Below are 17,870 nucleotides of genomic sequence, written 5' to 3'. Positions count from 1 at the left end.
TGAAGATATATGGGAAAAAACAGCTCCTCGATGACCCTGGTCGGTTGGAGGAGGTGGTTCTACAAGTTGGACCCGCGGAAGCGCGCCTCCTTGCCGCTTTCCTGGCTGAGTGTGCTCAGGAGATGGAAAATAGCGATGCGTGGGAGCATCGTCACTTTTCTGATTGGGAGAGAAGGACAGATGCCGAGGGAGAATGTGAATTGATCGTCTTCAGGTCGAACGGGTAAGTCGATCGATGGTGGGCCGATCCCCGCCCAGCAGCTATTCAAAGCGCTGGGTATGACCATCTAAGCGCCTACCGAGCACACCTGGGCAAAGAACGATCCATTGTGTCCGGATCAAGGAAGCTGCGGAAGAAACACCCGAAAAAAGATAAGAGCAATGCTGGAGAGTGGGTGAATTTCATGAAACAGGGTGGGGCCAAATGACGATGTTCAAGAAGACTGGTCTTCTCCTATGTCTGGTGGGTGCAGGGTTTGTCGATGCGCAGGTGCCCCCTCAGCCGGAAAGGCCGGTAGTTGATCTTGATGGCGCGATCGCTACGGATAGTGGCGCTGTGCTTGATGATGAGCAACTGCTTGCGTTCACTGGTCGCGCAGATGCGGGCGACGCTGAGGCAGCGTTTCGAATCTCACGCCATTTTGAGGGCAAAGGCACGGCTGGTAGCTCCCGCATGTGGCTTGTCTATGCCGCAGCGCTGGGGCACCCGATTGCACAGTACAACGTGTTCTTCATGTTGAGGGACAAGCAGGACTGTGCGTCATCAAGCGAGGCATACGCATGGCTCAAGAGTGCCGCGTTGAAGGGGGCGACGGGCGTGGATTCTGAACTTGAGCAAGCGGCCCGCATGGCGGCTCTACGTTGTGCTGGTAACCGTTAGGCAGAATGAGTCGAGCTTGTTCAACTGAACCCCGATACCTCATCACCAAAACCGATCCCGCTCAACCAATGCGCTCAACATCGAACGCACGGCACGGTACCCGTCCATCAGCCGGCCGCCAGATGGCAACGCACACCGCTCATCCTTCGGCACCGCAGGCCCAGCCCGCCACCACGGTCGGGCCCGACCATCGGGAATGCTGACACCCTCAAGCTGATTGAGCGCCATTAACTGCTGCAGATCCAGATGCAGCGCCTCAGATTCCGGCGCACGCTGCAGGGCGTCCGCCGGCAGTCGAAGCACGACCGTCGCTTTTGTGCGCTCCACCCTCAGCACGGGAAAGCCTTTGCAGCGCACCTGGAAAGAGGGCGCAACGGCATCCGCCGGGTAGATCGTGAAGCCCGTTGCTCGGCGCTCGGAAACAAATTCGTGCGCACTGCCATAGAGCTTCTCGAACTCCGCGAATCCCATCTTCGGATAGACCCACGTCTCTTGGGCTGCGCTTTGCGGCCAGGGCAACAAGGCAACAGTGGCCAGCGCACCGATGACCATCAGGCCAGATGCCAGGAACGACCTCACTCACGCCCCCGCGCCGAGCGGCCGCACGCGTTCCTGGATGAAGACATTGAGCGCGAGGCAGGCCATCGCCAAGCCTTCCATCACGCGGTCGCCCACGTCCTGGTCAGGGTCTCCATTCTGGCGGGCGCGCTCGGCGGCCAGCAGCAGTTCCTGCACCACGCGCTGGCCAGCCAGTGCGCAATCGGCATCGGCCAGTGCAATCTGTCGGCTGCGTAGCGGGTGGCGTTCCGGCCAGGGCTGGCCGTCGGCGGCGGCACCGGCGCCGATGCTGCGTAGCAACTGGGTGAGGGTGTTGGGGTCTGGCGCGGGATCGTCTGCCGGCGGTTCCTGAATGGAATGCGGGGCAGGGGAATAGGGTGCGGTCATGGCGGGCTCCTTGCGTGCAGGCAGAAGCCGCCACCGATAAAGGTGGCGGACGATGCGTGGTTCGAAACCCGGCGTTCGCGAAACCGGCAGGCACAAGGCCTCCACGCACCGCCCGCCATAGCCGGCCGACGGATTGCCAGCCGGCACCACACAGGGTGATGCCGGCTGGCAAGCGTTTACTTCTACGAACTAGCGGGGTTTCGAATCCCGGCCACCGATGCACGGTGGCATCGAAAGGAATACGCCCGGTCGTACGCGATGCCAAGGCAGTAGGGCCGATGCCGTCACTGCATTCAACATTTTCAGAATCGTTGCAAATTTCGCCGTGCGGCTGAGGCCTTGGTATGCAAGGCTATTGGCAGTATTGGTGGCTCAGACGCGTTTGCAATTGCAGAGGTGCCTGGGGCGCCAGGGGCAGGGCAGATGCGACATCCCCATGCCGCGCCAGCAGAGGTTGGTGCCCGTTCATCGCGATCTTGGTCCGTTCATGCCAGACGGTATTGTGGTTGGGCGCGTGGCGCGACCAATGCTTGGCAACGTCCCGGATGCTGGCGAGCAAGCGGCAGACCTGTTCGCAGTCGCCGGGCTATGCCATCAGCTTTCCGGCATCGATGCGATAGACCTCCAATCTGCAACGGCCCGCCAAGCAGAATTCATGCCACCCGTCTTGAGTGGGGGTGTGCTGCAGATGATCTATTCTGGAAGAATCATGGGCGTGGCCGTTGCCAAAAAAATGGAGGAGGTTGATGGCAAGGAAATCCAGGAGAACAACCCTGGCTATGCGAGTCGATGCCAAGGCGGACCTCGCCCGCAAGAGGCGTGCTATCCGGGAGAAGTATTCTGCGAGCGTCGCATTGAGCAGGCGCCAAAAGATGGCCCAAGTGCTGAAGGCCGTCTTCTACATTCTGGGTGGGCCTCTGGTATGGATTCTGAAGTCAGGAAGAAACAGGTGATCCTGAAGAAGGTCGTTGTTCGCTCCCAAGAGGTGAAGTCATGAGGGGGGCTGTCAGCTACGTCTTGTCTTCTGTTACGTCCACGGTTCTCATGTGTTTGACTGTCCCGGAATTCATATGGGACATGTATCAGCTCGATACTGGCAATGTCTTTCCGTAGCTGTATTTGGTGTGGCTCATTTGCCTGGGGCTGCTGTTGAGGCCTCATCACGGAGAGACCGTATGGGGTTGTACGAAGAAGGGGCTTTTGGTTGGCGCCGTGGCCGGGATTCTGGCCCAACTGGCGGTGTTGCTCGTTGAGCATGAAAGGTTTGCCACTCTCAATGCATCTTTGATATGGCAGACGCTGCTTTCGATGTGTCTTATGAGCATCCTTTTTGCCACTCCCGTGTGGGGAAGCATCGCAAGTGGACTGTCGTTCTGGATTGTGAGCCGGAGATCGAGTGCAAATTCAGCTTGACCGTTCATGGTGTGGGCCCGGTACCAGGAAATCTGGCGGGATAGCTAGTCGATAGCGTTGATGAATTTGCCAAGATCCGGTCTTCCAGCGCGCGGTGATCGACCGAGCTCGGAGCCTGAAAAGGGCCAAGAGCCAAGGCTCGGCGAAGCCCCCGCCATACGATGCCAATCAAGGAGAGGATCCACCCTGATGCGCCTGGTGACCTTCACCTGCCCACTCTGTGGCGCGCACCGGCAACGCTTCCCCATGCGTACTGCCTGGAAGAGTCGGGCGCAGGTATCCTGCCGGGACTGTGGCATCGTCGTGTGTTCGAACCCTCCACGGGGCACGCACCTGCTGTACCTGCTGTACGCCGAGGTCATCACCCTGCTGGCGTCATTGGCGCTGGTCGTGGCGTATGTCCTCAACGCATGGGCATGGCTGGGCGCAATCTGGCTGGTGGCAATGGTGCTGTGTTGGTTTCCCGGAGCGATCAGGCACGCACGAAGCCCGATCGTCCGTGCCGTGCGGGATCCCAACTACAGCTACGCGCGCAGGCCGAACGCGTGAGTGGCCGAAACACTGCCATGTATCCGGGATCTTCATGATACGCAGACTTTTCATGATGTTTGGCACAGCGTCAGCCCTGGCGGCCTGCAACGGTGGTGATCGACTGGGCGAGCTGCAGACCAAGCCCATTTCCGCACTCATGAGCAGGGCTTACTACGGGGGAATGTGCGAGGGCTCGGCCACCGCCGACGAGCAGATCGCAGATATTCGCGTCATGAAAATCCATACCAGTTCCGGTGATTGCCGGGTGCTCTATCTGGATGGCGTGGACCGGGCCGGCGAGCTTCTGATCTACGAGGAAAAGCCTGGTGACCGTCTGGCGTGCGACGGGTTGCTTCAACGGTTGAAGGAAAAGAATGCCAGCGCGGCCGTCATTGCCAAGGCCGCCGAGCGCTGCAGCTGATCGATAGCCCTTGCCTTGGTAGAGGCCAAACTTGGTTGGTTCCCTTGGAGCCGCCCACCAAGGTGGGCGTCTACCAGAGCGGGCCGTGACCTCCAGCCGATTGTCGCCATCGCCCCAACCGCGTAAGTTGCGGGCAACCCTTTGCTGGAGTGTCCCATGAAGCCCATCGCGTTGGCCGTTGTCCTGGCCCTGAGTGCCGCCCCGTTGCTGTCCGCACCGTCGGCCCTGGCCGCACCCGCCGCCAAGGCGGCTACCCCGGCCAGCCCGGCCTGGGTGGCGCGCAGCAACGCGCTGGCGCAGATCCTGCTGGACGCGCAGGGGCCGTTCCAGCCCGAGGAAACCGGCTTCTTCGGCGTGCCCGGCTATGACGACAAGGTGGCCGACCTGGGCCCGGACAACGGCCAGCGCTATCGCGCCGCCATGGCCAAGGCCCGCGACGAACTGAAGGCCAAGCTGGCCAGCGAGAAGGACCCCAACGTCCGCCAGGACCTGGAGATCATGATCGCCGCGGCCAACCAGAACATCGAAGGCAGCGAACTGAACGACAAGTACCTGCTGCCCTGGCGCGATGCGCCGCAGACGGTGTTCAGTGGCCTGAACCTGCTGCTGTCCGACCAGGTGCCGGCCGAGCGCCGCGGCAAGGCGCTGGATCGCCTGAAGGCCTATGCCGGCCTGCAGCCGGGCAGCACCGCCTTCACCACCCTGGCCCGCCAGCGCTACGAAGAGCGCCTGAAGGACAGCAGCCTGCTGCAGCCGACCACGATTGAAGTGCAGCAGTCGCTGGACAACGTGCAGACCTACATCACCGGCATCGAGTCGCTGCTGAAGAAGTACCAGATTGCCGGGGCCGATGAAGCCATGCAGGCCCTGGCCGGGCAGATGAAGGACTACGCCGAATGGACCCGCAAGGAAGTGCTGCCCAAGGCCCGCACTGACGCGCGCCTGCCGGCGCCGCTGTATGCCTACCAGCTCAAGCAGGTGGGCATTGATATCGACCCGAAGCTGCTGATGCAGCGCGCCCAGTTGGAATTCATGGAAACCCGCTCGGCGATGCAGCAGCTCGCGCCGCTGGTGGCCAAGGAAAAGGGCCTGAAGGTGGCCGACCCGAGCGACCCGGTGGCGGTCATTCGTGCACTGAAGGCCAACAAGATTGCCAATGACCAGTTGGAAGGCCACTACCGCAAGGTGATCGATGCGATCGATCCGCTCATCCGCGAACACGCCATTGTCGATGTGCCCAAGCGCGCCATGCAGATGCGCCTGGGTTCGGCGGCGGAAAGCGCGGCCAGCCCGGCCCCGCACTTCCTGCCGGCGCCGCTGGTGAACAACACCGGGCAGCAGGGCACCTTCGTGCTGCCGCTGGGCAACCCGGCCGCGGGTGAGGGCGCGCAGTACGACGATTTCAACTTCGGCTCGGCGGCATGGACCCTGAGCGCGCATGAAGGCCGCCCGGGTCACGAACTGCAGTTCACCGCCATGGTCGAGCGCGGTGTGTCGCTGGCACGCACCATGTTCGCGTTCAATTCGGTGAACGTGGAAGGCTGGGCGCTGTATGCCGAGGCCGAGATGGTGCCGTACGAGCCGCTGGACGGGCAGATGATCGCCCTGCAGTTCCGCCTGCTGCGCGCGGCGCGCGCGATGCTCGACCCGATGCTCAACCTGGGCCTGACCGACCGTGCCACCGGTGAGCGCGTGCTGATCGATCAGGTGGGTCTGTCCAAGGCCATGGCCACGCAGGAGCTGGACCGTTACATGGTGCGCATGCCCGGCCAGGCCGGCAGCTACTTCTACGGTTACACCCGCATCCTTGAACTGCGCATGCAGACCGAACTGGCACTGGGCGCGAAGTTCGACCGCCTGGCGTTCAACAACTTCCTGCTCGACCAGGGCCTGCTGCCGCCGGACCAGCTGGCCGAAGCCGTGCAGCAGCAGTTCGTGCCGAAGTACCGGTAACGCCAGACCCGGGGTCGGATCCCTTTCCGCAGGAAAGGGCTCTGACCCCAGGGGTTATCGGGAAAGCCCATCCACGCATGGCGTGGATCTACCAGCCACCGGACCGGTAGCGCCGGGCCATGCCGGGCGAGCGCAGCGGAAAAGCCGCCAATTCGGACCGGTAGCGCCGGGCCATGCCCGGCGAGCGCAACGGAAAAGCCGCCAATTCGGCCAGGTAGCGCCGGGCCATGCCCGGCGAGCGCAGCGGAAAAGTCGCCGGGCATGGCCCGGCGCTACCGTGGTATCAGCGTTGCGGGGTAATGGTCTGCGTCGGCAGGCGTGCCGGCGGTTCGGGGTTGGGCACCCAGATCGCCACGCCGGCCGCGCGCTTCTGCGTGGTGGGAATGCCGATGCCCACGCCGCCGCCCACGTGCGAGCCGTAGCTGCCGGCGCCCACCGACATGCCCACCGGCGAACCGCTGCTGCCCACGCCCATCAGGATCACGCCGTTGGCGCCCAGCGCGGCGGCTTCGCGCTTCAGCCGCGCCACCGCTGCATCGGTCTGGCCCTGGGTCCCGAAGCCCACCGCCGAAGACGATTCCAGCTGGGCGATTTCCAGCGAACCGGCCGGCGGGGTGGAATAGATCTGCACCAGGGCCGGGTCGATCGGCGCCCGCGCCCGGCCCAGCATGACTTTGGAGGTGCTGGCGCACCCGGCAGCGGCCAGCAGCATGGCCGCCAATGCGACCCAACGGATGTTCATGGCGTATACCCCTGTGGATTGCCTCGGATCATCGGACCGGCACTCTGAATAAGCGCCAACACCGGCATGCTGGCCCTGGCCGCATGCTGGCACGGCGGCGGTGATGCTGTCGCCAACACCGGTAGGCGGCCGCCCCGGGAACGGCTATGGTGGCGGCAACCAAGCACGGAGCGTGGCATGGGCGTTATCAGTCTGTTGTGGGGTGTGGTGGCGCTGCTGTGGATGATCCTGGCGCTGATCCCCCTTCTGGGGTGGGGCAACTGGTTCCTCATTCCCTTTGCGGCCGTCGGCGCGATCATCGCCGCCATCGGCATCCTGTTCACCCACCCCAGCAAGCGCGGCCGCGCCTGGGCCGGCCTGGTGCTGAACGGCATCGTGGTGGTGGTGGGCATCTTCCGCCTGGGCCTGGGCGGCGGGGTGATCTGAACACCCCCGGCGGGTGCGACCGGGCGTCGCAGGTGCGCGGTCGCGGCGCGGGCAGGGGCGTAGAATGGGCGGCTGCGCGAGCCCCCCGCGTGCCTGCAGGACCGCGTCCGCCGCGGTAGCCCCGATGATCATTCGCCCCCGGCCGCACGGCTGGCAATTGTTGTACATCCTGCGCGGTTCCATCGTTCCGGCGGTGGCGCCCAAGGTGCTGGCCATCCTGGTGCTGGCCATCGCCGTTGCCGCGGTGGTGGAGCTGGCCCAGCCGCCCGGCATCGAGCGCGTCTCGGCCGCACCGTTCACCCTGCTGGGCCTGGTGCTGTCGATCTTCCTCAGCTTCCGCAACAGCGCCTGCTACGACCGCTGGTGGGAAGGCCGCAAGCTGTGGGGCCAACTGGTCTACGAATCGCGCTCGCTGGCGCGCCAGCTGCACCTGCTGCTGGCCGACGATGCGCCGCGCCGGCAGCGCGTCAGCTACCTCACCATTGCCTTCGCCGCCGCCCTGGCCGCGCGCCTGCGCCGCCGTGAGGTGGCCCTGGCGGCCGTGCCGTGGCTGGACGATGACCAGCGCGCGCAGCTGGCCCAGCGCGAGAACGTGCCCGATGCACTGCTGGCGATGATCGCCGCCGAACTGGCCCAGGCCCTGCGCGCCGGCACCCTTGATTCGATCCTGTACACGCAGCTGGAAGAGCGCCTGCACGCCATGTCGTCCATCCAGGCCGGCTGCGAGCGCATTCTCACCACGCCGTTGCCGTTCGCCTACACCCTGCTGCTGCACCGCTGCGCGTGGATGTTCTGCGTGCTGCTGCCGTTCGGCCTGGCCAGTTCGCTGGGCTGGGCCACGCCGGTGCTGTCGGCGGTGCTGGCCTATGCGTTCTTCGGCCTGGACCAGTTGGGCGAAGAGATGGAAGACCCGTTCGGCCTGGAGCCGAACGATCTGCCGCTGGACGCCCTGGTGCGCACCATCGAAATCGACCAGCTGGATGCGCTGGGCGAACGCCCCCTGCCCGAACCCCTGCTGCCGCAGGGCTACCTGTTGCAATAGCCACTCCTCGGAGCCTGCCATGCCTCACCCCCATTACCGCCCACGGCGCATGCGCCATGACGAATTCTCGCGCCGCCTGATGCGCGAGAACACGCTGACCACCGACGACCTGATCTACCCGGTGTTCGTGCACGAGCCGGCCGGTCGCGTGGCCGTGCCGTCGATGCCCGGCGTGGAGCGGCTGTCGATCGAAGAGCTGCTGAAGGTGGCCGAAGAAGCGCTGGAGCTGGGCATTCCGGTCATCGACCTGTTCCCGGTCATCGATGCCTCGCAGAAGACGCTGGACGCTTCGGCGGCCTGGGCCGAGGACGGCCTGGCACAGCGGGCGATCCGTGCGCTGAAGACCCGCTTCCCGGAACTGGGGGTGATGACCGACGTGGCCCTGGACCCGTACACCACCCACGGCCAGGACGGGATCATCGACGACAAGGGCTACGTGCTGAACGACATCACCGTGGAAGCCCTGGTGAAGCAGTCGCTGTCGCACGCCGAGGCCGGCGCCGACATCATCTCGCCGTCGGACATGATGGACGGCCGCATCGGCGCCATCCGCCGTGCGCTGGATGCCGACCACCACGTCAACGTGCGCATCATGGCCTACTCGGCCAAGTACGCCTCGGCCTTCTACGGCCCGTTCCGTGATGCGGTGGGCAGCGCCGGCAACCTCGGCAAGGCCGACAAGAAGACCTACCAGATGGACCCGGCCAACGGTGACGAGGCGCTGCGCGAGATCGCGCTGGACCTGGAAGAAGGCGCCGACATGGTGATGGTCAAGCCGGGCATGCCCTACCTGGACCTGGTGCGCCGGGTGAAGGAGAAGTTCGGCGTGCCGACTTTTGCTTACCAGGTCAGCGGCGAGTACGCGATGATGAAGGCCGCCTTCGCCAATGGCTGGCTGGACGAACGCGCCTGCGTGCTGGAATCGCTGCTGGGCTTCAAGCGCGCCGGCGCCGATGGCGTGCTGACCTATTTCGCCCCGCAGGTAGCGCGCTGGCTGCGCGAGCGCTGACAATAGCGCCCACGAACGCGTTCACGAACTAGGGAGACACAGGCGATGGCACCGGAACTGGGATGGATGCAGTGGTTGATCTGGATCGTGGGCACCACGATCTTCGGCGCCATCATCGTGTTCGTGTTCCTGGCCGCCCGCCGTGCCGCCCGGCGCGCGCCGGAACAGCCGTCCGCCGCGCGCCACGTGGCCCGCAGCCAGGCCCTGCCGGATGCGGTGGAAGCCGAGCTGGCCGCGTTGAACCAGCGCAAGGACAGCGGCCAGATCAGCGAAGCCGAGTACGAACAGCAGCGGGCCAAGGTGTTGGCGCGCTGAGCGGCGTGACCCGGGGTCGGATCCCTTTCCGCAGGAAAGGGCTCTGACCCCTTCGCGAGTGTGCCAACAAAGGTTGGCACCTACCGTGAGGTTCATCCACGCATGGCGTGGATCTACTTTACGCACCCGGCCACGGCCGCGATCTTCGGCACCGCCAACCGGTACACATCCACGCCACCGGCACGCGGCGCGCGTGCGGCGCTGCTGGCCACCAGCATCTCGCCGGGCTTGGCGTTGTCGATCACCGGTGCCGCGGTCCAGCCGCCGTTCTGGTTGAACGACAGCCCCAAAGGCTGCAGCGCCGCCCCGGTCCACGCGCAGCCGCTGGTCATCACCTGCGCCGCGGTGGCGCCCACGCGGCTGAACACCACCGCGCCGTCCTGGCCCAGCCAGTCACCGTCGGTCTCATCGCCCGCGCTGTTCAGCGCATCCAGCGCCACCGCCGCGCCACGCGCGCCCTGCGCATCCAGCGGTGCCACGAACAGATCCCAGCCCGTCCCCCGGCCCTGGTGGCGTGCGAACAGCAGCCGGCGGCCATCGGCGCTCAGCGCCGGGCCACGCTCGGGGCGGGTCTTGCCGGTGCCGGCCAGCGCCTGCGCAGGGCCCAGGCTGCCATCGGCCGCCAGCGGCGCGCGGTACAGCGCCAGCGCGTCCTCGCGGCCGGCGGCAAACAGCAGCCAGCGCCCATCGCGGCTGAAGTACGGATCGACCACCTCGCCGGGCACCGCCACCGGCAAGGCCTGCGCCTGCTGCCAGCGCCCGTCCACCACCCGTGCCTGCCACAGCCCCCAGCCCGCTTCGCCGCGGCGGGCGAAGACGATGCGCTGGCCATCGGCACTGATCGTCGCGCGCCCTTCATCGGCCCGGGTCGATACCACCCCCATGCCTTCAATGCCGTACTCGTTCAACGCCATCGCCACGGGGGCAGAGAGTAGACTGGCGGCGAGCACCAGCAGGGGCGGGGTGATGCGCATCATCCAGGTCCGTGCACGAAAGAGCATCAGTCTAGCCAGCTTGAGGATTCCATGACCGACCGTTACGCCGTCTTCGGACACCCCGTCGCCCACTCGAAGTCGCCGCAGATCCACGCGACGTTCGGTCGCCAGGAAGGCATCAGCGTGGACTACCGCGCCATCGACCTGGCCCCGGACGCTTTCCTGGCCGGGCTGGAAGCCTTCGCTGCCGAAGGCGGCGTGGGTGCCAATGTCACCTCGCCGCACAAGGAAGCCGCGTTTTCGGTGTGCACCACCCTGACCGCACGTGCGCGCCGCGCCGGCTCGGTCAACACGCTGCTGCGCAAGGGCGACCGCTGGCACGGCGACACCACCGATGGCATCGGCCTGGTGCGTGACCTGACCGACCGCCACAGCCTGGACCTGCGCGGCCGCCGCGTGCTGCTGATCGGCGCCGGTGGTTCGGCGCGCAGCGTGGCACCGGCACTGCTGGATGCCGGCATTACCGAACTGGTGGTGGTGAACCGCACGCCGGAACGTGCCGACGAACTGATCGACGCGATGGGCGAACCCGGCCGCGCCATCAGCCGCTACTGGGAAGACCTGCGCGAGCTGGGCGATTTCGAACTGATCCTCAACGCCACCTCGGCCGGCCGCGACCGCGATGTCGAGTTCAAGCTGCCGCTGTCGCTGGTCAATTCGATGACCACCGCCGTCGACCTGAACTACGGCGAGGCCGCCATCGCCTTCCTGGCCTGGGCGCGCTCGGCCAACTGCCGCAACACCGTTGATGGCCTGGGCATGCTGGTCGAGCAGGCCGCCGAAAGCTTCCTGCAGTGGCATGGTGTGCGCCCGCAGACCGACGAGGTCTACCAGCAGCTGCGCGCCGGTGCCGGCACCTTCGCCGGGCAGGACTGAACCATGGATGCATCGGCCATGCTGATGAGCGTGCTCAGCCTGCTGGGCGTGCGCCTGCCGGTGCTGATCGCACTGTGCGTGGGCCTGGTGTGGGTGCTGGGCGCGCCGCGTGATGCGGCCCGCAGCGGCGCGCTGGCCGGCCTGCTGCTGTTGCTGGCCGCCAACCTGGGCAGCCTGGGTGCCAGCGTGGTGCCGCTGTGGCTGGTCAGCAGCGGCGATTTCAGCGCCGTTTCGGCGATGAGCGCGGTGCTGGGCGGGGTGCACTTCGTGCTGGCCCTGCTGGATGCCTTCGGCATCGTGCTGCTGGTCTGGGCGCTGGTGCGGCTGCTGCGCGCCCGCCCGGCGGCGTCGGCGCCGTAACGCGGGGCAAGGCCTGCTTTTGGTAGTCGCCGACCTTGGTCGGCGCTGTGGGGGTGTGCCAACCAAGGTTGGCACCTACCAGAGCGGTGGACGGGTGGCGCTATGTGCCTTGGTCGCGGCGCTGCGCCCGGCCCATGGCCGCCAACGGCCGTCGCCGCTGACCCCGTTCAGCGCCGCCGCGCCGGTCCCGTCGGCCGGCCATGCGACAATGACCGGCCTGATCCAGCCACGGTAACTTCCGGCGTGACCGAAACTGTCGCCGCCCCCCGCAAGCTCGATGACGCCTTGAAGGACGCGATCCGCAAGGCCTATACGACGCTGCAGGCCAACACCCCCGGCTTCTCCACCCGCCGCTCGCAGAGCCAGATGATCGGCGTGGTGTCGCGCGCGCTGTCCACCAGCGGCGGCGTGGGCGTGGTCGAAGCGCCCACCGGCGTCGGCAAGAGTCTGGGCTACCTGACCGCAGGCGTGCCGATCGCGCTGGCCAGCAAGAAAAAGCTGGTCATCAGCACCGGTACCGTGGCGCTGCAGTCGCAGCTGGTCGAGCGCGACATTCCCAATTTCCTCAAGGCCACCGGCCTGGAAGCGACCGTGGCGCTGGCCAAGGGCCGCACCCGCTACCTGTGCACGCGCAACGCCGCCGAAGCGCAGGGCGAGGGCGCCCAGGGCGGCATGTTCGAAGACGAGGCGCCGCTGTACGACCGGCCGCTGGCGCCCATCGAAATGGATATCGCCAAGCGCCTGTCCGATGCCTTCACCAGTGGCAGCTGGGACGGCGACATCGACAACGCGCCGGAAACCATCAGCCCCGGCCTGCGCAGCCGCATCACCACCCCGGCCTCGGCCTGTGCCGGTCGTCGCTGTGCGTATTCGGCGCAGTGCGCCGTGCTGCGCTCACGCAACACCGTGCGCGATGCGCAGATCGTGGTGACCAACCACGCGCTGCTGCTGTCGGCGCTGTCCATTGGTGACAGCGACAACGGCCAGCCGATGATCGCCGCGCCGTCGGACATGCTGCTGGTGCTGGACGAAGGCCACCACATCGGCAACGTGGCCATCGACCAGGGCGCGGCCAGCCTGGCCCTGGACGACATGGCCAAGCGCGTCGGTCGCCTGCAGATCCTGATTGCCGGTGCGTACCGCGCGGTCGACAAGGACCGCCTGGGCAACCTGCTGCCGAACGAGGCCATCGACGTGGCCAGCAACGTGGCCAAGCAGCTGCGCGCCTTCCGCGATCATATCGAAGCGGTATGGATGCCCGCGCCGGCCGACGAAGAGCCGATGTGGCGCGCGGCCAACGGGCGCCTGCCCGAGGCCTGGCGCGAACCCATCGAAGCGCTGGCCGACGACACCCGCAGCCTCTACAACTGGGCCCACGCCGCCACCGCACAGGTGGCCAAGGGCAAGCCGGACGACGCTGCGCGCGAGCGCCTGCAGCGCAACCTGGGCATGGCCCTGGAAATGATCGAGCAGCAGTACAACCTGTGGCAGGCCTGGCGCCGCGAGGACAAGGACGGCGCGCCGCCCACCGCGCGCTGGGTCACCGCCACCCGCGATGGCGACCTGGTGCTGCACGGCTCGCCGGTGTCGGCCGCACACGTGCTGCGCAAGCTGCTGTGGGATGAAGTGGATTCGGTGGTGATGACCTCGGCCACCTTGACCGGCGGCGGTGATTTCCAGTCGCTGGCCATCGACAACGGCATTCCGCCCGAAGCGGAAATGGTCTCGCTGGCCTCGCCGTTCGACCTGCCCAACCAGGCCGAGTTGATCGTGCCGAAGTTCCCGGTCACCCCCGACGACCGCGACGGCCACCCGCGCGAAGTGGCGCGTTACCTGGATACCGAACTGGACTGGGCCAAGGGCTCGATGGTGCTGTTCACTTCGCGCTGGAAGATGGAAAAGGTGGCCGGCCTGATGTCGGCCGCGCGCCGCAAGCAGGTGCTGGTGCAGGGCGAAATGTCCAAGACCCGGCTGATTGACGAACACCTGCGCCGCGTGGCCGCCGGCGAAGGCTCGGTGCTGTTCGGTCTGAACTCGTTCGGCGAAGGCCTGGACCTGCCAGGCGAAGCCTGCACCACGGTGGTCATCACCCAGGTGCCGTTCGCCGTGCCCACCGACCCGCAGACCGCCACCCTGAGCGAATGGGTGGAAGCGCGGGGCATGAACGCCTTCAACCTGATCGCCATTCCGCATGCGCTGCGCACGCTCACCCAGTTTGCCGGCCGCCTGATCCGCACCTCCACCGACACCGGCCGGGTGATCATCCTCGACTCGCGCCTGCTGACCCGCCGCTACGGCAAGCGCATCATCGACGCACTGCCGCCGTTCAAGCGCGTGATCGGCTGAGTCGGGGTCAGAGCCCTTTCTGCGAAAGGGATCCGACCCTCTGTCGCGATCCGGGGTCAGATCCCTTCCGCAGGAAGGGCTCTGACCCCAGCCCGCCCTCAACCGCCTTCCGGGTTCCGGCAGGATTGGCTGCCCATCGCATCGTGGTAGTCGCGGTCAAAGCAGCGCAGGAAGCCATCCAGCACGTCCAGGTTGGGCGGCCACGGCGCATCCACCTGCTGCCCGCCGGCGGTGGTGAAGTGATAGCGCCCATCCTTCAGCGCCCCGGCGATCTGCTCGGGGGTGGGAATCGCGATCAGCGCTGCGCGCGCTTCTTCCAGCGCCGCACGGTCGCGCTGCAGGAAGGCGATCGTGCCGTCCACGTAGGCGTTCCAGTAGCCCGGATCGGTGTCCTTGGGCGCGTAGGTGCGTTGCATCAGCGCAATCGCCTGCGGGTACTGGCCTGCCTCGGCACGCATCTGGCCGGCGTGCCAGAGAATGATGTTCCTGCCAGCGGCTTTGGGCTGCGCGGCGTAGGCAGTCAGCAGGTCCGCCGCCTCGCGCTGGCAGCCGCGGTCGGCCAGCGGGCGCCAGCCACCTTCCAGGTCCTGGTCGAACGCATCCGGCTCCATCGCCAGCATGGCATCGCGGTCGTAGCTGCAATCCGGCGCGTTCGGCGGTTCCGGTGCCGCGCCCAGCGCAGCGGCAAGGGCAATGGAAAGCAACGTCATCACAACCTCCGTGTTGGTGTTGCGTCCTACCTTACCGGGGTCAGAGCCCTTTCTGCGAAAGGGATCCGACCCCCTGCCGCGATCCGGGGTCAGATCCCTTCCGCAGGAAGGGCTCTGACCCCAGGGCCTCTCAATCGCCCAGCAGGGCGGTGTTGCGCACGGCGCCCTTGTCGGCGCTGGTGGCCAGCAGGGCGTAGGCCTTCAAGGCGCTGGTGACCTTGCGCGGGCGTGCTTCACGCGGCTTCCAGCCACGCGCGTCGGCCTCGTTGCGGCGCTGGGCCAGGGTGGCTTCGTCCAGCAGCAGGTCGATGCGGCGGGCCGGAATGTCGATGCGGATGCGGTCGCCATCTTCCACCAGGCCAATCGTGCCGCCGCTGGCCGCTTCCGGTGAAACGTGGCCGATCGACAGGCCCGAGGTACCGCCGGAGAAACGGCCATCAGTCAGCAGGGCGCACTGCTTGCCCAGCCCCTTCGATTTCAGGTAGCTGGTCGGGTACAGCATTTCCTGCATGCCGGGGCCGCCCTTCGGGCCTTCGTAGCGGATCACCACCACGTCGCCCGGCTTCACCTCATCGGCCAGGATGCCGGCCACGGCCGCATCCTGGCTCTCGAACACGCGCGCCGTACCTTCGAACACGTGGATCGACTCATCCACGCCGGCGGTCTTCACTACGCAGCCATCGATGGCCAGATTGCCGCGCAGCACGGCCAGGCCGCCCTCGGCCGAGTAGGCGTGCTCGACGCTGCGGATGCAGCCTTCGGCGCGGTCCACGTCCAGCGTCGGCCAGCGCGTGGCCTGGCTGAAAGCCACCTGGGTGGGAATGCCGGCCGGGCCGGCGCGGAAGAAATCGTGCACGCTCGATTCGCCGCTGACTGCCACGTCCCAGCGTTCGATGGCGTCGGCCAGGGTGCGGCTGTGCACGGTCGGCACCGTGGTGTCGAGCAGGCCGCCACGCGCCAGTTCGCCCAGGATGCCGTACACGCCGCCGGCGCGGTGTACGTCTTCCATGTGGTACTTGGGCGTGTTCGGCGCCACCTTGCACAGCTGCGGCACGCGCCGCGACAGCGCATCGATGTGGGTCAGGTCGAAGTCCACCTCGGCTTCCTGTGCGGCCGCCAGCAGGTGCAGGATGGTGTTGGTGGAACCGCCCATGGCGATATCGAGGGTCATTGCATTGGCGAATGCGGCCTGGGTGGCGATGCCGCGCGGCAGCGCGCTCGCTTCCTCGCCGCCGTACCAGCGGTGGCACAGTTCGACGATCAGGCGGCCGGCGCGCAGGAACAGCTGTTCGCGGTCGGCGTGGGTGGCCAGGGTGGAGCCGTTGCCGGGCAGCGACAGGCCCAGCGCTTCGGTCAGGCAGTTCATCGAATTGGCGGTGAACATGCCCGAGCAGGAACCGCAGGTGGGGCAGGCGCTGCGCTCGAACTCGGCGACCTTTTCATCGCTGGCGCTTTCGTCGGCGGCGATCACCATCGCATCGACCAGGTCCAGCTTGTGCTCGGACAGCTTGGTCTTGCCGGCTTCCATCGGCCCGCCGGACACGAACACCACCGGGATGTTGAGGCGCAGCGCGGCCATCAGCATGCCGGGGGTGATCTTGTCGCAGTTGGAAATGCACACCAGCGCATCGGCGCAGTGCGCGTTGACCATGTATTCGACCGAGTCGGCGATGATCTCGCGGCTGGGCAGCGAGTACAGCATGCCGTCGTGGCCCATGGCGATGCCGTCGTCCACGGCGATGGTGTTGAATTCCTTGGCGACGCCGCCGACCTTTTCGATCTCGCGCGCGACCAGCTGTCCGAGGTCCTTCAGGTGCACGTGGCCGGGCACGAACTGGGTGAAGGAGTTGGCGATGGCGATGATCGGCTTGTGGAAGTCGCCGTCCTTCATGCCGGTGGCGCGCCACAGGGCGCGGGCGCCGGCCATGTTGCGACCGGCGGTGGAGGTGCGGGAGCGGTATTCAGGCATGGCTGGCGGAACGGGCGGGCCGTACAACGTGGGGGTTGCCCGATCATGGCGGAGTTTTTCGGTTGCTGCTGCAACCACCTTCGCCGCCTGCAGCGGCTTGGTGGTCCGCGCATTTCTCCTTATCCCCGCGCCTTCGGCGCGCCCCCTTGAACAACAAGGGGGCTCCTCGCCTGAGACGTGGGAGCGCTCGCCGGGCAGGGCCGGGCGCTGCGGCATGTGTGCCAACCAAGGTTGGCACCTACCGGAAAGGTGTGCCGGCCCGGCGAAAATGAAAACCCGTTCATCTTTCCTACTTTGCCGATTCCGGTTGTTGGTGTGAATTTGGCATCATTGGGGCATTGATCCGATTCCGAGGCATGACGCCATGAAGCGTTCCCGCACCACCGCGCTGCTGTTGATGAGCGCTGCACCCCTGCTGTTCACCGCCTGCCAGAAGGATGAACAGGTGCAGGTGCAGGAAGGCCTGTACACCTCGGTGGAGGCCTGCACCGAGGCCACCGGCGACCCGTCGTCGTGCCGCAACGCCTTTGCCGAAGCGCAGCAGAAGGCGGCCGATGCGGCGCCCAAGTACGCCAGCAAGGAAGCCTGCGAACAGGACTACAAGCCGGAACAGTGCGTGCAGCAGCACACCTCGGCCGGCACGTCGTTCATCGGCCCGATGATGATGGGCTTCTTCATGTCGCAGATGCTGAGCAACCGCGGCGGCCTGGCCCCGCAGGCGCCGGCGTCGGCACCGGCCTACCAGGACAAGAACGCGGGCTGGGCGCGCCCGGCACCGGGCGGCACCGGTGGCATGAACACCGCCAGCGGCATCGGCGCCGGCAAGGCCGGCCTAGCCCCGGTGACCAGCGAACCGAACCGCGCCGTGACCGCCAGCCGCAGTGGCTTTGGCAGCACCAGCGCGCGCCGCAGCGGCAGCAGCTTCGGCGGCTGATCG

19 protein-coding genes are annotated in these 17,870 nt (G+C 66.5%); 13 read left to right on the top strand and 6 right to left on the bottom strand.

Features of this window, described 5'->3' with window-relative positions:
* Positions 1 to 424 precede the first annotated feature (424 nt).
* Entirely contained in the window at positions 425 to 880 is a 456-nt protein-coding gene (locus C1930_RS19230; RefSeq protein WP_108772434.1) for a hypothetical protein, read from the top strand.
* Between the two features lie 42 nt (positions 881 to 922).
* Here the strand turns inward: C1930_RS19230 and C1930_RS19225 are convergent, their stop codons facing one another.
* Positions 923 to 1,432 carry a hypothetical protein gene (locus C1930_RS19225; protein ID WP_159093640.1) on the bottom strand — a complete coding sequence of 170 codons (510 nt, stop codon included), beginning with the start codon at positions 1,430 to 1,432 and terminating at the stop codon, positions 923 to 925.
* Between the two features lie 27 nt (positions 1,433 to 1,459).
* Positions 1,460 to 1,825: a hypothetical protein gene (locus C1930_RS19220; protein WP_108772432.1), complete on the bottom strand. Its 366-nt coding sequence runs from the start codon at positions 1,823 to 1,825 to the stop codon at positions 1,460 to 1,462.
* Between the two features lie 436 nt (positions 1,826 to 2,261).
* Here C1930_RS19220 and C1930_RS20375 point away from each other — a divergent pair, with 436 nt between their 5' ends.
* The 4 genes from C1930_RS20375 (at position 2,262) to C1930_RS19205 (ending at position 6,143) form a co-directional block, all read left to right on the top strand.
* A complete protein-coding gene (locus C1930_RS20375) occupies positions 2,262 to 2,822 on the top strand; it encodes a hypothetical protein (RefSeq protein WP_159093639.1) in 561 nt (186 codons plus the stop codon).
* Positions 2,823 to 3,427: 605 nt separating this feature from the next.
* A complete protein-coding gene (locus C1930_RS19215; RefSeq protein WP_108772431.1) occupies positions 3,428 to 3,787 on the top strand; it encodes a hypothetical protein in 360 nt (119 codons plus the stop codon).
* Positions 3,788 to 3,839: 52 nt separating this feature from the next.
* Positions 3,840 to 4,190: a hypothetical protein gene (locus tag C1930_RS19210; protein WP_108772430.1), complete on the top strand. Its 351-nt coding sequence runs from the start codon at positions 3,840 to 3,842 to the stop codon at positions 4,188 to 4,190.
* Between the two features lie 156 nt (positions 4,191 to 4,346).
* Positions 4,347 to 6,143, top strand: a complete 1,797-nt coding sequence (locus tag C1930_RS19205) for a DUF885 domain-containing protein (protein ID WP_108772429.1) — start codon at positions 4,347 to 4,349, stop codon at positions 6,141 to 6,143.
* A 283-nt stretch (positions 6,144 to 6,426) separates the two neighbouring features.
* Here the strand turns inward: C1930_RS19205 and C1930_RS19200 are convergent, their stop codons facing one another.
* Positions 6,427 to 6,885: a hypothetical protein gene (locus C1930_RS19200; RefSeq protein ID WP_108757485.1), complete on the bottom strand. Its 459-nt coding sequence runs from the start codon at positions 6,883 to 6,885 to the stop codon at positions 6,427 to 6,429.
* A 177-nt stretch (positions 6,886 to 7,062) separates the two neighbouring features.
* Here C1930_RS19200 and C1930_RS19195 point away from each other — a divergent pair, with 177 nt between their 5' ends.
* The 4 genes from C1930_RS19195 to C1930_RS19180 all read left to right on the top strand — a co-directional run bounded on the left by C1930_RS19195 (position 7,063) and on the right by C1930_RS19180 (position 9,677).
* The gene (locus tag C1930_RS19195) at positions 7,063 to 7,311 is read left to right on the top strand and encodes a hypothetical protein (RefSeq protein WP_108754522.1); all 249 of its coding nucleotides are present in this window, start codon (positions 7,063 to 7,065) and stop codon (positions 7,309 to 7,311) included.
* A gap of 124 nt (positions 7,312 to 7,435) precedes the next feature.
* On the top strand, positions 7,436 to 8,353 hold the full coding sequence (locus tag C1930_RS19190) for a bestrophin family ion channel (RefSeq protein ID WP_108763188.1): 918 nt from the start codon (positions 7,436 to 7,438) through the stop codon (positions 8,351 to 8,353).
* A 19-nt stretch (positions 8,354 to 8,372) separates the two neighbouring features.
* Entirely contained in the window at positions 8,373 to 9,362 is a 990-nt protein-coding gene (hemB, locus tag C1930_RS19185) for a porphobilinogen synthase (RefSeq protein WP_108751261.1), read from the top strand.
* Positions 9,363 to 9,407: 45 nt separating this feature from the next.
* Positions 9,408 to 9,677, top strand: coding sequence for an SHOCT domain-containing protein (locus tag C1930_RS19180; RefSeq protein WP_108751260.1), 270 nt, complete (start codon positions 9,408 to 9,410; stop codon positions 9,675 to 9,677).
* 113 nt (positions 9,678 to 9,790) lie between these two features.
* Here C1930_RS19180 and C1930_RS19175 read toward each other — a convergent pair whose 3' ends face one another.
* Positions 9,791 to 10,654, bottom strand: coding sequence for a PD40 domain-containing protein (locus C1930_RS19175; RefSeq protein ID WP_108772428.1), 864 nt, complete (start codon positions 10,652 to 10,654; stop codon positions 9,791 to 9,793).
* Positions 10,655 to 10,702: 48 nt separating this feature from the next.
* Here C1930_RS19175 and aroE point away from each other — a divergent pair, with 48 nt between their 5' ends.
* From aroE to dinG, 3 genes are all read left to right on the top strand, one after another.
* The gene (gene aroE / locus C1930_RS19170) at positions 10,703 to 11,548 is read left to right on the top strand and encodes a shikimate dehydrogenase (RefSeq protein ID WP_108751258.1); all 846 of its coding nucleotides are present in this window, start codon (positions 10,703 to 10,705) and stop codon (positions 11,546 to 11,548) included.
* 3 nt (positions 11,549 to 11,551) lie between these two features.
* Positions 11,552 to 11,908, top strand: a complete 357-nt coding sequence (locus tag C1930_RS19165) for a hypothetical protein (RefSeq protein ID WP_108751257.1) — start codon at positions 11,552 to 11,554, stop codon at positions 11,906 to 11,908.
* A gap of 243 nt (positions 11,909 to 12,151) precedes the next feature.
* Entirely contained in the window at positions 12,152 to 14,254 is a 2,103-nt protein-coding gene (gene dinG / locus C1930_RS19160) for an ATP-dependent DNA helicase DinG (protein WP_108772427.1), read from the top strand.
* 98 nt (positions 14,255 to 14,352) lie between these two features.
* Here the strand turns inward: dinG and C1930_RS19155 are convergent, their stop codons facing one another.
* Together C1930_RS19155 and ilvD are read right to left on the bottom strand one after the other, a co-directional pair.
* Positions 14,353 to 14,964: a hypothetical protein gene (locus C1930_RS19155; RefSeq protein WP_108757481.1), complete on the bottom strand. Its 612-nt coding sequence runs from the start codon at positions 14,962 to 14,964 to the stop codon at positions 14,353 to 14,355.
* 130 nt (positions 14,965 to 15,094) lie between these two features.
* Complete coding sequence (gene ilvD / locus C1930_RS19150) at positions 15,095 to 16,933, bottom strand: dihydroxy-acid dehydratase (protein WP_108772426.1); 1,839 nt, start codon at positions 16,931 to 16,933, stop codon at positions 15,095 to 15,097.
* 364 nt (positions 16,934 to 17,297) lie between these two features.
* Between ilvD and C1930_RS19140 the strand changes: the two genes are divergently transcribed.
* Positions 17,298 to 17,867, top strand: a complete 570-nt coding sequence (locus tag C1930_RS19140; RefSeq protein WP_108751249.1) for a DUF1190 domain-containing protein — start codon at positions 17,298 to 17,300, stop codon at positions 17,865 to 17,867.
* The last annotated feature ends 3 nt before the right edge of the window (positions 17,868 to 17,870 follow it).

It is taken from the genome of Stenotrophomonas sp. SAU14A_NAIMI4_8 (assembly GCF_003086695.1).
GTDB lineage: Bacteria > Pseudomonadota > Gammaproteobacteria > Xanthomonadales > Xanthomonadaceae > Stenotrophomonas.
Note: the sequence above shows the minus strand (reverse complement) of the source record. Positions and strands in the feature narration are given on the sequence as shown.

What these genes read in the sequence shown, in the direction of transcription:
- ilvD (WP_108772426.1), bottom strand. Translation starts at nt 16,933, where the DNA reads ATGCCTGAATACCGCTCCCGCACCTCCACCGCCGGTCGCAACATGGCC.
- C1930_RS19205 (WP_108772429.1), top strand. Translation starts at nt 4,347, where the DNA reads ATGAAGCCCATCGCGTTGGCCGTTGTCCTGGCCCTGAGTGCCGCCCCG.
- C1930_RS19190 (WP_108763188.1), top strand. Translation starts at nt 7,436, where the DNA reads ATGATCATTCGCCCCCGGCCGCACGGCTGGCAATTGTTGTACATCCTG.
- C1930_RS19175 (WP_108772428.1), bottom strand. Translation starts at nt 10,654, where the DNA reads ATGATGCGCATCACCCCGCCCCTGCTGGTGCTCGCCGCCAGTCTACTC.
- C1930_RS19200 (WP_108757485.1), bottom strand. Translation starts at nt 6,885, where the DNA reads ATGAACATCCGTTGGGTCGCATTGGCGGCCATGCTGCTGGCCGCTGCC.
- C1930_RS19180 (WP_108751260.1), top strand. Translation starts at nt 9,408, where the DNA reads ATGGCACCGGAACTGGGATGGATGCAGTGGTTGATCTGGATCGTGGGC.
- C1930_RS19140 (WP_108751249.1), top strand. Translation starts at nt 17,298, where the DNA reads ATGAAGCGTTCCCGCACCACCGCGCTGCTGTTGATGAGCGCTGCACCC.
- hemB (WP_108751261.1), top strand. Translation starts at nt 8,373, where the DNA reads ATGCCTCACCCCCATTACCGCCCACGGCGCATGCGCCATGACGAATTC.
- C1930_RS19155 (WP_108757481.1), bottom strand. Translation starts at nt 14,964, where the DNA reads ATGACGTTGCTTTCCATTGCCCTTGCCGCTGCGCTGGGCGCGGCACCG.
- C1930_RS19225 (WP_159093640.1), bottom strand. Translation starts at nt 1,432, where the DNA reads ATGGTCATCGGTGCGCTGGCCACTGTTGCCTTGTTGCCCTGGCCGCAA.
- C1930_RS19195 (WP_108754522.1), top strand. Translation starts at nt 7,063, where the DNA reads ATGGGCGTTATCAGTCTGTTGTGGGGTGTGGTGGCGCTGCTGTGGATG.
- C1930_RS19165 (WP_108751257.1), top strand. Translation starts at nt 11,552, where the DNA reads ATGGATGCATCGGCCATGCTGATGAGCGTGCTCAGCCTGCTGGGCGTG.
- C1930_RS19230 (WP_108772434.1), top strand. Translation starts at nt 425, where the DNA reads ATGACGATGTTCAAGAAGACTGGTCTTCTCCTATGTCTGGTGGGTGCA.
- C1930_RS20375 (WP_159093639.1), top strand. Translation starts at nt 2,262, where the DNA reads ATGCCGCGCCAGCAGAGGTTGGTGCCCGTTCATCGCGATCTTGGTCCG.
- C1930_RS19215 (WP_108772431.1), top strand. Translation starts at nt 3,428, where the DNA reads ATGCGCCTGGTGACCTTCACCTGCCCACTCTGTGGCGCGCACCGGCAA.
- C1930_RS19210 (WP_108772430.1), top strand. Translation starts at nt 3,840, where the DNA reads ATGATGTTTGGCACAGCGTCAGCCCTGGCGGCCTGCAACGGTGGTGAT.
- C1930_RS19220 (WP_108772432.1), bottom strand. Translation starts at nt 1,825, where the DNA reads ATGACCGCACCCTATTCCCCTGCCCCGCATTCCATTCAGGAACCGCCG.
- aroE (WP_108751258.1), top strand. Translation starts at nt 10,703, where the DNA reads ATGACCGACCGTTACGCCGTCTTCGGACACCCCGTCGCCCACTCGAAG.